Source organism: Mycobacterium sp. (assembly GCF_025933915.1).
Taxonomy (GTDB): domain Bacteria; phylum Actinomycetota; class Actinomycetes; order Mycobacteriales; family Mycobacteriaceae; genus Mycobacterium.
This window is the reverse complement of the sequence record NZ_JAICZA010000023.1, coordinates 1-12,713: the sequence shown is the minus strand read 5'-3', so window position 1 is coordinate 12,713 and position 12,713 is coordinate 1. Positions and strand designations below refer to the sequence as shown.

The following is a 12,713-nucleotide window of genomic DNA, read 5'->3' as shown; positions in this document are numbered from 1 at the left end:
GGAGAAGACCGTGAAAGTTCGTTTGAGTAGGTTGCTGGCGGCGGCCGCGGCGGCACCATTGGTGTTGGTCCTCGTCGTCGGCATGGCCGCGTGTGGTTCGAACTCGCAGAGCGGTTCGCCGAATCCGGGTGGCGGCGGCGGCCCGGTCGCAACGACGCCGGCGTCATCGCCGGTGACGTTGTCGGAGACCGGCAGCACGCTGCTGTACCCGCTGTTCAACCTGTGGGGCCCGGCCTATCACGACAAGTACTCGAACGTCACGATCACCACCCAGGGCACGGGCTCGGGCACCGGGATCTCCCAGGCGGCGGCCGGGGCGGTCAACATCGGCGCCTCCGACGCCTACCTGTCCGAGGGCGACATGGCCGCGCACAAGGGGCTGATGAACATCGCGCTGGCCATTTCGGCACAGCAGGTCAACTACAACCTTCCCGGTGTCACCGAGCACATCAAGCTGAACGGCAAGGTGCTGGCCGCCATGTACCACGGCACCGTCAAAACCTGGAACGACCCGCAGATCGCCGGGCTCAATCCCGGGGTGAATCTGCCTGCCACACCGGTGGTTCCGCTGCACCGCTCCGACGGGTCCGGTGACACCTTCCTGTTCACCCAATACCTGTCCAAGCAGGACCCCGACGGCTGGGGCCACTCGCCCGGCTTCGGCACCACCGTCGACTTCCCGGCGGTGCCCGGCGCGCTCGGCGAGAACGGCAACGGCGGCATGGTGACCGGCTGCGCGGACACCCCGGGCTGCGTGGCCTACATCGGCATCAGCTTCCTCGACCAGGCCCAGGGCAAGGGGCTCGGCGAGGCGCAACTGGCCAACGCCTCCGACAAGTACCTGCTGCCCGACGCCAAGAGCATCCAGGCCGCGGCTGCCGGCTTCGCAACGAAAACCCCGGCGAACCAGGCGATCTCGCTGATCAACGGCCCGGCCGCGGACGGGTACCCGATCGTCAACTACGAGTACGCCATCGTCAACAGCAGCCAGAAGGACTCCGCCACCGCCCAGACGCTGCAGGCCTTCCTGCACTGGGCGATCACCGACGGCAACAACGCCTCCTTCCTGGACAAGGTTCACTTCCAGCCGCTGCCGGCCGAGGTCGCGAAGTCGTCGGACGCCCAGATCGCCAAGATCAGCGGCCAGTAGGGATTTGGTGACCGACTTCACGGCGGGGAACGCGCTGGAGCGGATCCGCGGCGCGCGCCGCCCGGGCCTGGCCATCCGTTCCCTGGGTGCGGTGGGTGCGGTGGTTCCGCTGCTCGCGCTCGTGTTCGTGCTCGCGACCCTGCTCCTCGAGGCGCTGCCCGCGATCAGGGTCAACGGGCTGCACTTTTTCACCGCCACCGACTGGAACCCCGGCAACACCTATGGCGACGCCGTGGTCACCCGAGGCGTCCGACATCCGGCCGGCGCCTACTACGGGGCGTTGCCGCTGATCGTCGGGACCCTGGCGACGTCGGCGATCGCCCTGATCATCGGGGTGCCGGTGTCGATCGGTGCGGCGTTGGTGATCGCGGAGCGGTTGCCGAAGCGTCTCGCGTCGGCCGTCGGAATGGTGCTCGAATTGCTCGCGGGCATCCCCAGTGTCATCGTCGGCCTATGGGGCGCAATGACATTCGGGCCGTTCATCGCGCACAACGTGGCCCCGGTGATCGCCCGCAACGCCCCCGACGTGCCGGTGCTCGACTACTTCCGCGGCAACACCGGTAACGGGGAGGGCTTGTTGGTGTCCGGCCTGGTGCTGGCGGTGATGGTGATTCCCATCATCGCCAGCACCACCCGCGACCTGATCCGGCAGGTGCCGGTGCTGCCGCGCGAGGGTGCCGTCGCGCTGGGGATGACCGACTGGGAGTGCGCGCGACGGGTCACCCTGCCGTGGGTGTCCAGCGGGATCGTCGGCGCCGTGGTGCTCGGGCTCGGGCGCGCGCTGGGCGAGACGATGGCCGTCGCCATGGTGTCGGGCGCGGTGCTGGGCGCGATGCCCACCAACATCTACTCGACGATGACCACCATCGCCGCCACCGTTGTGTCGCAATTGGATTCGGCGATGACCGACTTCACCGACTTCGCCGTGAAGACCCTCGCCGAGGTCTCCCTGGTGCTGATGGTGATCACGTTGCTGACGAACGTGGCGGCCCGCGCCATGGTGCGCCGGGTGTCGGGTACCGCACTGCCGGTGGGACGAGGGGTCTGACGTGGTCGGTACCCGACGCAAGGTCGTCAACGCGCTGTTCTGGGCCGCCTGCGCGTGCTGCTTGGCGGTGGTGGTCGTGCCGACGCTGTGGATGCTGATCGAGGTCGTCGGCCGCGCGTTGCCGGTGTTCACCTGGAGCGTGCTGGTGACCGACACCCGCGGCAATGGCGGCGGCCTGCGCAACGCCATCATCGGCACGGTGGTCGTCGGTGTCGGCGTCCTGCTGGTCGGGGGCTCGGTCAGCGTGCTGACGGGAATCTATCTCTCCGAATTCGCCGGCGGCAGAACGCGTTCCATTCTGCGGGGTGCCTACGAAATACTGTCCGGCATCCCGTCGATCGTGCTCGGGTACGTCGGCTACCTGGCGCTGGTGGTGAAGTTCGGATGGGGGTTTTCCCTGGCGGCCGGGGTGCTGACGCTCTCGGCGATGAGCATTCCGTACATCGCCAAGGCCACCGAGTCCGCGCTTGCTCAGGTGCCCACGTCCTACCGGGAGGGGGCCGAAGCGCTCGGGCTACCGCTCGGTTGGACCCTGCGCAAGATCGTGCTCAAGTCGGCGATCCCCGGAATCGTCACCGGTCTGCTGGTGGCGCTCGCGCTGGCGGTCGGCGAGACGGCGCCCATGTTGTACACGGCGGGCTGGTCGAATTCCGCGCCGAGCGGCAAGCTCACCGGCTCACCGGTCGGCTACCTGACCTACCCGATCTGGACGTTCTACAACCTGCCGTCGAAGGCGGCTCGCGACCTGTCCTACGACGCGGCGTTCCTGCTGATCGTGTTCGTGTTCGTGCTGATCCTCCTCGGACGGCTGATCACCTGGTTCGCGCGGCGTCACTCGGAATCGGCGTAACCCATTTCAGCGTGGGCCGTTCAGGCGGTCGGCAGCCGCACCACCTGAACGAAGAACTCGTCGATCTGCCGGACCGCCTTCATGAACTGGTCCAGGTCAACGGGTTTGGTGACGTAGGCGTTGGCGTGCAGCTTGTAGCTCTTCAGGATGTCCTCCTCCGCCGAGGAGGTGGTGAGCACGACGACCGGGATTTGGGCCAGCGCGGGGTCGGACTTGATCTTCTCCAGCAGCTGGCGGCCGTCGTATTTGGGCAGGTTCAGATCGAGCAGGATCAAGTCGGGCCGCGGCGCGTCGGCGAACTCACCACGCCGGTAGAGGTAGTTGAGGCCCTCCTCCCCATCGTGCGCGACGTGCAGCCTGTTCTTGAGCTTGTTGTGCTCGAACGCTTCTCGCGTGATGAGCTCGTCTCCCGGGTCGTCTTCGACGAGCAGGATATCGATCGCTCTACCCTCGGCCGTGGTCACTGATGCGCTCCTTCCAAAGCGACTGGGTCTTCTTCCTCGACGGGTCCGGGAACGGGCAGCGTGAATTCGAATCGGGTGCCCTCGGTGTAGGACGTGTCGATGCGCACGGTGCCGCCGTGGTGCTCGACGATCTTCTTGACCAGCGCAAGACCGACACCGGTTCCGGCGTACACCTCCCGCCCGTGCAGCCGTTGAAAGATGACGAAGACCTTGTCGGAGAATTCCTCCGGGATGCCGATGCCGTTGTCCGACACGCTCAGCATCCATTCGCCGTCGTGGGTGCCGGTGCCGGGTGCGCATTCGATGACGACGCGGGGCGGACGATCCTTGTGCCGGAACTTGATCGCGTTGCCGATGAGGTTCTGCCACAGCATCGTCAGCAGCATCGGGTCCCCGACGATCTGCGGGAGCGGCTCCGCCGGCCGCTCGACCTCGGCGTCGGTTTCCTCGATCGCCACCGCCAGGTTGGCCAGGCCGGCGTCGAGCGTCGCGTCGAGCGCCACCTCGGTTTCCGTGGTGCCCAGCCGGCCGACTCGGGAGAAGGTGAGCAGGTCGTTGATCAGCGCCTGCATGCGTTTGGCGCCGTCGACGGCGAAGCCGATGTATTCGATGCCCCGCTCGTCGAGCTTGTCGCCGTACCGCTTCTCCAGCAGCTGGCAGAAGGAGGCGACCTTGCGCAGCGGCTCCTGCAGATCATGGGAGGCGACGTAGGCGAACTGCTCGAGTTCGGTGTTGGAACGGCGCAATTCCGCGGTCTGCTCATCCAGCTGCGCTTGGGACGAACGTGACACGTCGAGCTCGTCGACCATGCGCTTGCGCATGCTCTCCACGTCGATGGCCATGTTCCGAATGTCCTTGGGCCGCTGGGGCGCCGAGATGGTTTCGGTGAAATTACCCTGGGCGATTCGGCGGCAGACCGCGGCCAGATTTGCGATCGGCCGCGTGATCGCCGCGCGGCTCAGCAACCCCAGCACCACGGCCGCCCCTATGACGATCAGCACCATCGAGCCCAGCACCCAGTCGCGCCAGCCGTTGATCTCGTCGAGCTCGTCGACGGCGCTGGTCGCCGCGTCCGCCAGGTGCGTGTTCTGCGCATCGAAAAGCACTCGTAGACGGTCGAATTTGGCCTTGCCGAGGTCGGCCATCGACGTGCTGACGACGCTGGGAACTTTGGGGGTCACACCCGCGATGACCGGTTCGGCATAGCTCGTCCGCCAGTCGGCGGCCGCCGCTTCGACCGCGTCCAGATCGGCCATCAATGCCGCGCGCTCCCCCACAAGTCGCCGAATCTCGTCGGCCGCCGCCTGTTCGGCGCGTTGCCCGTCGTAATACGGCGCGAGGAACTGCCGGTCGGCGGAGATCAGGTACCCACGCACACCCGTTTCCTGGTCCCGCAAGGCCGCCTGCAGGTGGGTCGCCGCGACGCGCGCGGGCTGTATGTCGCCACCCACCTCGCGCGACACCTGGTCGGTGCGATTCAGCAGCACCGCGCCGACCAGCGCCCCGAGTAGCACCGTCGCGCCCATGATCCACAGGACGAGGGCCAGCCATCCCCGCACGGTGAGCTGCGCGAGCCGAACGGGACCCGGTGCCGTCACGTCGTGGTCCTCTCGATGCGGAGCACGGCGATGTCGTCGGTGAGGCCCCCGCGCGGCTCGGCGAGTTCCTGGGCGCCGTCGATGAGCGCGTCGACGAACGCCGGGCCGGGCCGGTTCGCGTGCGAGCGGGCCAGTTCGAGCAGGCCGTCCTCGCCGAGCCGTTCGGTTCCGTGCCCGGAATATCCCTCGTAGAGCCCGTCGGTCAGCAACAGCAACCCGTGCCCCGCGGGTAGCGCAAGCTCGTGGCGCGGCCAGTCGTCGGCGTGCAGGCCCAGCGCCGGGCCGCCCGGCGGCTCGAGCCATTCGACCGCGCCCCCGCCCTGCAGCAACATTCCCGGATGCCCGGCACGGATGACGCTGACCCGCGGGCTGTCCGGCGAGATCTCGAGGCCGAGCACGGTCGCGAAAATCCCGGTGCCGGTTCGTTCCGAATGCAACACCCGCTCCAGCTGCCGCATCAGTTCGACGCCGTGCACGCCGGCGAAGGTGAGCGCCCGAAACGCGATCCGCAGCGCCGCGCCCAGCGCCGCCTCATGCGGGCCGTGCCCGGCGACGTCACCGATCAGGACGTGCACGATCCGGTCGGGCGTCTGGACGACGTCGTAGAAGTCACCGCAGAGCAAGGCGTCTTCGCGGCTCGGCCGGTACCGGGCGACGATGTCGACGCCCGGGCTGTCCAGCAGCAGCGGGGACGGCAGCAGACCGCGTTCCAGCAGCGCGTTCTCGCGGGCCCGCAGCTGCGTCGCGCGCAAATCGGCGGAGATGAGCTCGGCGCGCTTGCGCTCGATCGCGTACAGCAGCGCGCGGCGCAGCATCTCCGGCTCGACCCGGCCCTTGACCAGGTAGTCCTGGGCTCCGGCGGCGACCGCCGACGCCCCGAAGTACTCGTCGTTCAGCCCGGTCAGCACGACGATCGGGACGGTGGGGTCGAGCTTGGCGATGCGGTTCAACGCGTCCATCCCGCTGGCGTCGGGCAGGTGCAAATCCAGCAGCACGCACCCGGGACGGGCGGATTCCAGCTCGCGCTCCGCGTCCGCCATCGACTTGGCCCACACCACGCGGATGTCGGTGACCGCGTCGGTGATCAGGTCTTCGACGAGAACCGCGTCGGCGCGGTCGTCCTCGACCAACAGCAACGACATCGGCTTCAGCGGCTGCCGCTGCGCGGCCGGCATGACCGGAGCACGCGCCGGAATCAATTCCCGGCCATCCGTGGACGGGTGTGGGAAGTCACGTTCTGCACTGCAGACCCCCTGGCCGCGATAAGACCATTGCTCGGTGGCGCTGGCCGGAAGCGCTAGCCGGTGACTGTTTACCGGCTGTCGGCTTGGACTTCACGCGCCGTGGCGATCCTATGCGGTGCGGCCGGCGTTTTCCCAACAACCCCGCGGATCGATCAGCGCAGCAGCGCGCGCGACATCACCACGCGCTGAATCTGATTGGTGCCCTCGTAGATCTGGGTGATCTTGGCGTCACGCATCATCCGCTCGACGGGGAAATCGACGGTGTAGCCGGCGCCACCGAAGAGTTGCACCGCGTCCGTGGTGACCTCCATCGCGACGTCGGAGGCCAGGCACTTCGAGGCCGCGGAGATGAAACCCAAGTGGGATTCACCGCGTTCGGCGCGGGCGGCGGCGTGGTAGACCATCAGGCGGGCGGATTCCACCTTCATCGCCATGTCGGCGAGCATGAACTGCACCCCCTGGTTGTCGCTGACCGGACGGCCGAACTGCTTGCGGTCCTTGGTGTAGGCGATGGCGGCGTCCAGCGCGCCCTGCGCGATGCCGACCGCCTGGGCGCCGATGGTGGGCCGGGTGTGGTCCAGCGTCGCCAGCGCGGTCTTGAAGCCGGTCCCCGGCTCGCCGATGATCCGATCGCCCGGAATCCGGCAGTTCTCGAAATACAGCTCCGTGGTCGGCGAGCCCTTGATGCCGAGTTTGCGCTCCTTGGGCCCGACGGTGAAACCCTCGTCGTCTTTGTGCACCATGAACGACGAAATGCCGTTGGCGCCCTTGTCCGGATCGGTCACGGCCATCACCGCGTACCAGCTCGACTTCCCGCCGTTGGTGATCCAGCATTTGGCGCCGTTGAGAATCCAGTCGTCGCCGTCGGCCTTGGCCCGCGTCCGCATCGAGGCCGCGTCGCTGCCGGCCTCGCGCTCGCTCAACGCATAGGACGCCATCGCCGAACCGTCCGCGATCGAGGGCAGCACCTGATTTTTCAGCTCGTCGGAGCCGCGCAGGATCAGCCCCATCGTCCCCAGCTTGTTGACCGCGGGAATCAGCGACGCCGACGCGTCGACGCGGGCGACCTCTTCGATGACGATGCACGCCGCCACGGAGTCGGCGCCCTGCCCGCCGTACTCCTCGGGCACGTGCACGGCGTTGAACCCGGAGGCGATCAGTGCCTCGAGCGCCTCTTGCGGGAAGCGGGCATTCTCGTCGACGTCGGCGGCGTGCGGCGCGATCTCCTTCTCCGCCAACGCCCGGATCGCTACCCGCAATTCGGTGTGTTCCTCAGGCAACTGGAACAAATCAAAGGTGGGGTTTCCGGCCCATCCAGCCATCTCGGCCTCCTCTTAAGCTCTGCCGCACTGCCCGGCGCCTCGGCGGGCACGCCCGCCCGGTCGCCAAGCTACTCGCCGGTAACTTTACCCTGACGTTGTTGCAGCGCCTCATCCTTGGCCCGCACGCTGGCGGCCAACTGCTCCTGGAAGTCGACGATCCGCGCCCGCAGCGCCGGGTCGGACGATCCGAGAATGCGCACGGCGAGGAGGCCCGCGTTGCGGGCGCCGCCGATGGAGACCGTGGCCACCGGCACCCCGGCCGGCATCTGCACGATCGACAGCAACGAGTCCAGGCCATCGAGGCGCTCCAGCGGCACCGGCACGCCGATCACCGGCAGCGGCGTCGCGGACGCGACCATCCCGGGCAGGTGGGCCGCGCCGCCGGCCCCGGCGATGATCACCTCGATGCCGCGCTCGGCCGCGCCGCGGGCGTAGTCGAACATCACGCCGGGCGTGCGATGCGCCGAGACCACCCGGACCTCGGCCGGTACGTCGAACTCGGCCAGCGCGGCCGCGGCGTCGGCCATCACCGACCAGTCGCTGTCGCTGCCCATGATCACACCGACCCGAGCCCGTTCAGACGTGGTCATCTCCGCCGCTCCTGTTCATCGTCGCCGGCAGTCCATCGACGCCGCTCCTCGCTTCTTTCCGATCGCGCTGCCCTGTTCATCGTCGCCGGCGTGTGGATCCCATCCGTCCGTCCACTGCCCGTGTGACAACCAATGTGCCGCCAGCCCGGCGCGTTCCCGCAGCTTCACTACGTCCATCGGGTCTGTCGCCCCGGAGCCGACGAAATTGATGTGACCGACCTTGCGGCCGGGGCGTTCCTGTTTGCCGTACAGGTGCACGCGCGCGTCGGGCATCCGGGCGAACAGGTGGTGCAGCCGCTCGTCAAGGCTCATCTCCGGCGGCGTCCCGGCGCCCAGCACGTTGGCCATCACGGTCACCGGCGCGAGGGCGTCGGTGTCACCGAGCGGATAGTCCAGCACCGCGCGCAAATGCTGTTCGAACTGACTGGTGCGCGACCCGTCCATGGTCCAGTGCCCGGAGTTGTGCGGGCGCATCGCCAGCTCGTTGACGAGCAGCGCCCCATCCACAGTCTCGAACAGCTCGACCGCAAGCACGCCGACCACCCCGAGTTCGCCGGCCAGTCGCAACGCCAGCTGCTGCGCGTCGGCGGCGGGGCCGTCGGGCAGGTCCGGGGCGGGGGCGATCACCTGCACGCAGATCCCGTCTCGCTGCACGGTCTCGACGACCGGCCACGCCGCGCCCTGGCCGAACGGCGACCGCGCCACCAGGGCCGACAGTTCGCGGCGCAGGTTCACCTGCTCCTCGGCCATCACCGGCACCCCATCGGCCAGGAACGCGGCCGCGATCTCGCGGGCGTGCGAAGGGTCGCGGGCCATCCGCACCCCACGCCCGTCGTAACCCCCGCGGACCGCTTTCACGACCACGGGGCCGGCGATACGCCGCGCGAAGGCATCGAGTTCGTCGACGCTTCGGATCTCGGCATAGCGGGGCACCGGGACGCCGAGGTCCTCCAGCCGCCGCCGCATCACGAGCTTGTCCTGGGCGTGCACCAGCGCCTGCGGCGCCGGCGCCACGTTGACGCCCTCGGCGACCAGCTTGTCCAGCAGCTCGGTCGGGACGTGCTCGTGGTCGAAGGTCAGCACGTCGGCGCCGGCCGCCACCCGGCGCAGGTCTTCGAGATCGGTGTGCGAACCGATCACCACGTCGGGACTGACCTGCGCGGCCGATTCGTCGGCGGCGGTGGCCAGCACCCGCAACGTCTGGCCCAGGGCGATCGCCGCCTGGTGGGTCATCCGCGCCAGCTGACCGCCACCGACCATCGCGACGACGGGGGTGACCCGGGGAACGGCTCGGGCGGCCGCGGGGGCCGTCCCAGGCGGGGCTGCGCCCGGCGGGCGTGTACTCGGCACGGCCATCATGGTGTCACGGCTTCACAAACCGGCGCCAAAGACGTGTTGACCGGGGCCGACATCGAATTGTTATGTACGATTTTGCGTCGAATTTGTGTCCGTCCGTACACTGACGTGTTGTGTCCTTCGCCGAAGCCACGATCGCGCGTCTACCAAGGGTTTTGCAGCCCTATTTGCTACGCCATCACGAACTGATCAAATTCGCCATTGTCGGCGGCACCACGTTCGTCATCGACTCGGCGATTTTCTACACGCTCAAGCTGACAATTCTTGAACCCAAACCGGTGACCGCGAAGGTGATCGCCGGCATCGTGGCGGTCATCGCGTCCTACGTGCTGAACCGGGAATGGAGTTTCCGCAACCGTGGCGGGCGCGAGCGCCACCACGAGGCGCTGCTGTTCTTCGCGTTCAGCGGCGTGGGGGTGCTGCTTTCCATGGCGCCGCTGTGGTTCTCCAGCTACGTGTTGCAGCTGCGCCAGCCGATGGTGTCGCTGACGGTGGAAAACGTCGCCGACTTCATCTCGGCCTACCTCATCGGAAACCTGCTGCAGATGGCGTTCCGCTTCTGGGCGTTCCGGCGCTGGGTCTTTCCCGACCAGTTCGACCGCACCCCCGACCTGGCCCTGGAATCCGCCCTCACCGCCGGCGGTATCGCCGAGGTCTTCGAGGACGAGATCGAGGGCGGGAACGTCACCCTGCTGCGCGCCTGGCGCAACCGGGCCGGCCGCCTGGGTCAGCTGGGCGATTCCTCGGAACCCAGGGTGTCGAAGACTTCGTGATACAGCAGCGCGTGCACCTCGCGCAGCCGCGGAATGTCGTAGAACTCCAACGGATCTTGTGACGCCGATTCGATGACCAGCGTGCCGGTACGAAACATTCGCTCGATGATCCGGTCGCGGAATTCCACGCTGTTGATCCGGGCCAGCGGAATATCGATTCCGGTGCGGGTGGCCACCCCGTGCCGAAACATCACCCGCCGGTTGGTCACCACGAAATGGGTGGTCAGCCAGCTTGCGAAGGGCCACAGCGTCAGCCAGCCCACGATCACCAGCCAGATCCCCCAGATCACGCCGTGGATGATGTTCTTGGCGAGCTGATCCCACTGCGTGGAGTTGAGGTAACCGGAGCCGAACGCCGCCAGCCCGGTTGTCAGGATCAGAACCAACGCCGGCCAGATCAGCCGCTTCCAGTGCGGGTGGCGGTGCACGATGACGTGCTCGCCGGCGGCCAGCACATTGTCCGGGTAGCCCATGCCCGCCGACTTTAGCTGCGATCACCACTAGCGCACATGCACCACATCGCCGGCCGCGACCACGGAGCTCTGCCCGCCGCTTTCCAGACAAAGCCGGCCCTGGTCGTCGATGCCGCTCGCGGTCCCGTCGATGTGCTTGCCGCCGGGCAGGTGCGCGCGCACCCGGGCGCCGATGGTCAGGCTGCGCTCCCGGTAGTCGGCGGCCAGCGCCCAGTCGGCCCCCCGCGCGGCCCGCCAGGCCACGAGGCGCCGTCCGAGCTCGGCCAATAGCGCGGATACCAGCCGGGTGCGGTCGGGTGCGGGGACGCCGAGATCGAGCAGCGACGTCGCGCCGGGGCCGTCGATCTCGTCGGCGGACTGAGTCACGTTGAGCCCCAAGCCGATCACCACGACCGGCTTCGCCACCTCGGCGAGAATTCCGGCCAGCTTGCCCGGCGAATCCGCCGGCCCGGCCAGCACGTCGTTGGGCCACTTGAGGCCCACCCGGACCCCGGCACCTTCCAGCAGCGGCGCGACCGCGTCGACCACCGCCACCCCCGTGGCCAGCGGTAGCCAGCCCCACCCGGTGCTCGGGACGTCGACCACGCTGACACCGACCGACATCGTGATCTGGGCTCGCGGGGTGGCCGACCAGCCGCGGCCGTGCCGCCCGCGACCGGCGGTCTGGTGCTCGGCGATCAGCACGGCCCCGGCCACGTCGGTCCCCGACGCCGCGCGCGCCAGCAGGTCGGCGTTGGTGGAGCCGGTCTGTTCGACGACGTCGAGCTGGCGCCAGCCCAGCCCGGTGCCGATCAACTCGGCGCGCAGCGCGGCGGCGTCCAGGGGTGCTCGAAGTTGATCTCGGTCTGTCACCGCACCCAGCCTAGAACGCGTTGCCCCTCAACGGGACCGGCCGAGCATGTCCATCACCGCCAAATGGCTGAACAGCATGCTGGTCCCGATCGGGTTGCCCCCGCCGGGATACGCGGTGCCGCTGGGCGCGGCCATCGTGTTGCCCGCCGCGTAGAGGCCTGGAATGGGATCCCCGGACGTGTCGAGCACCCGCGCCGCGGCGTCGGTGCGCAGGCCGCCCTTGGTGCCCAGATCCGAGATGCCGAACGCCGCGGCGTGGTACGGCGGTGAGTCGATGGGCACCAGCGGTGACGCGCCCGCCGAGAAGGCGCGATCGAACGCCTCGTCGCCGCGGCCGAAGTCCGCGTCGACGCCGGTGGCGGCGAAACCGTTGAACCGCGCCACCGTTGCCGCCAGCCGCTCACCCGGGACCCCGATCTTGTCGGCGAGTTCCTCGAGGGTGTCCGCGGAATGCCACAGGCCGGCGGCGACGTACTTCTCGGTCTCGACGATGGAGACGTTGGCCGCCTGGACCGGCGGCACCTCGCCCTCCTTGTCGTCGTAGATCATCCAGTACGGCAACGTGATTGAGCCGCCTTGGAGCTGCGCGATGATCTCGCGGCCGGCCCGGTCGTAGGCCCGGGACTCGTTGACGAACCGGTTGCCGTCCTGGTTGACGAAGATGCCGCCGGTGAACCACAGCGCGAACGCGGACCGGCCGTCGGGGTGGGTCATGCCCGGTGACCACCACGCCTGATCCAGCAGGTCGGTGTCCGCGCCCGCGGCGATGCCGGCCTGCAACGCCAGGCCGCGACTTCCCGGGCCGCCCATGGTGTCTCGCGCGGTACCCGGCACCCCGTACGCGCGGCGCAACTCGTCGTTGCCTTCGAAGCCGCCGGCGGCCAGCAGCACGCCCAGGCGGGTGCGGATGGCGCGGCGCTCACCGCCGGTCTCGACGATCGCGCCGGTGACCCGACCGCCGGAGAGCACGAGTTCGACCAGGGCGGTGTCGCG

Annotated in this window: 13 protein-coding genes; 4 read left to right on the top strand and 9 right to left on the bottom strand. The window is 68.6% G+C overall.

The features are described from left to right. Positions 1 to 10: 10 nt before the first annotated feature. The 3 genes from pstS to pstA are packed head-to-tail and all read left to right on the top strand — an operon-like array spanning position 11 to position 3,048. Positions 11 to 1,150: a phosphate ABC transporter substrate-binding protein PstS gene (gene pstS / locus Q0W90_RS05810; protein WP_297597976.1), complete on the top strand. Its 1,140-nt coding sequence runs from the start codon at positions 11 to 13 to the stop codon at positions 1,148 to 1,150. A 34-nt stretch (positions 1,151 to 1,184) separates the two neighbouring features. Next, the gene (gene pstC, locus Q0W90_RS05805; protein WP_297598002.1) at positions 1,185 to 2,198 is read left to right on the top strand and encodes a phosphate ABC transporter permease subunit PstC; all 1,014 of its coding nucleotides are present in this window, start codon (positions 1,185 to 1,187) and stop codon (positions 2,196 to 2,198) included. A 1-nt stretch (position 2,199) separates the two neighbouring features. Further along, entirely contained in the window at positions 2,200 to 3,048 is an 849-nt protein-coding gene (gene pstA, locus Q0W90_RS05800; RefSeq protein ID WP_297597978.1) for a phosphate ABC transporter permease PstA, read from the top strand. A gap of 20 nt (positions 3,049 to 3,068) precedes the next feature. Here the strand turns inward: pstA and Q0W90_RS05795 are convergent, their stop codons facing one another. The 6 genes from Q0W90_RS05795 to Q0W90_RS05770 form a co-directional block, all read right to left on the bottom strand. Next, positions 3,069 to 3,512 (bottom strand): response regulator, encoded by a 444-nt coding sequence (locus tag Q0W90_RS05795; protein WP_297773572.1) that lies wholly within the window; start codon positions 3,510 to 3,512, stop codon positions 3,069 to 3,071. Next, positions 3,509 to 5,110 carry a CHASE3 domain-containing protein gene (locus Q0W90_RS05790; RefSeq protein ID WP_297597983.1) on the bottom strand — a complete coding sequence of 534 codons (1,602 nt, stop codon included), beginning with the start codon at positions 5,108 to 5,110 and terminating at the stop codon, positions 3,509 to 3,511. Before Q0W90_RS05790 ends, Q0W90_RS05795 begins: the two co-directional genes overlap by 4 nt. Beyond that, positions 5,107 to 6,252, bottom strand: a complete 1,146-nt coding sequence (locus Q0W90_RS05785) for a SpoIIE family protein phosphatase (RefSeq protein WP_297598004.1) — start codon at positions 6,250 to 6,252, stop codon at positions 5,107 to 5,109. Before Q0W90_RS05785 ends, Q0W90_RS05790 begins: the two co-directional genes overlap by 4 nt. Positions 6,253 to 6,506: 254 nt before the next feature. After that, the gene (locus tag Q0W90_RS05780; protein ID WP_297597986.1) at positions 6,507 to 7,676 is read right to left on the bottom strand and encodes an acyl-CoA dehydrogenase; all 1,170 of its coding nucleotides are present in this window, start codon (positions 7,674 to 7,676) and stop codon (positions 6,507 to 6,509) included. A gap of 68 nt (positions 7,677 to 7,744) precedes the next feature. Beyond that, a complete protein-coding gene (purE, locus tag Q0W90_RS05775) occupies positions 7,745 to 8,266 on the bottom strand; it encodes a 5-(carboxyamino)imidazole ribonucleotide mutase (protein WP_297597988.1) in 522 nt (173 codons plus the stop codon). 15 nt (positions 8,267 to 8,281) lie between these two features. After that, entirely contained in the window at positions 8,282 to 9,622 is a 1,341-nt protein-coding gene (locus Q0W90_RS05770) for a 5-(carboxyamino)imidazole ribonucleotide synthase (protein ID WP_297598007.1), read from the bottom strand. 113 nt (positions 9,623 to 9,735) lie between these two features. On the opposite strand from Q0W90_RS05770, the gene Q0W90_RS05765 reads away from it, so the two are divergent. Then, positions 9,736 to 10,395: a GtrA family protein gene (locus Q0W90_RS05765; RefSeq protein WP_297597990.1), complete on the top strand. Its 660-nt coding sequence runs from the start codon at positions 9,736 to 9,738 to the stop codon at positions 10,393 to 10,395. On the opposite strand, the gene Q0W90_RS05760 is transcribed toward Q0W90_RS05765, so the two are convergent. From Q0W90_RS05760 to Q0W90_RS05750, 3 genes are all read right to left on the bottom strand, one after another. After that, positions 10,350 to 10,868 carry a PH domain-containing protein gene (locus Q0W90_RS05760; RefSeq protein WP_297773568.1) on the bottom strand — a complete coding sequence of 173 codons (519 nt, stop codon included), beginning with the start codon at positions 10,866 to 10,868 and terminating at the stop codon, positions 10,350 to 10,352. The two genes, Q0W90_RS05765 and Q0W90_RS05760, sit on opposite strands and share 46 nt — an antisense overlap. A gap of 27 nt (positions 10,869 to 10,895) precedes the next feature. Continuing rightward, positions 10,896 to 11,720, bottom strand: a complete 825-nt coding sequence (locus tag Q0W90_RS05755; protein WP_297597994.1) for a biotin--[acetyl-CoA-carboxylase] ligase — start codon at positions 11,718 to 11,720, stop codon at positions 10,896 to 10,898. A gap of 27 nt (positions 11,721 to 11,747) precedes the next feature. Then, the coding region (locus Q0W90_RS05750) for an FAD-binding protein (RefSeq protein WP_297773565.1) at positions 11,748 to 12,713 on the bottom strand (966 nt) is incomplete at its 5' end.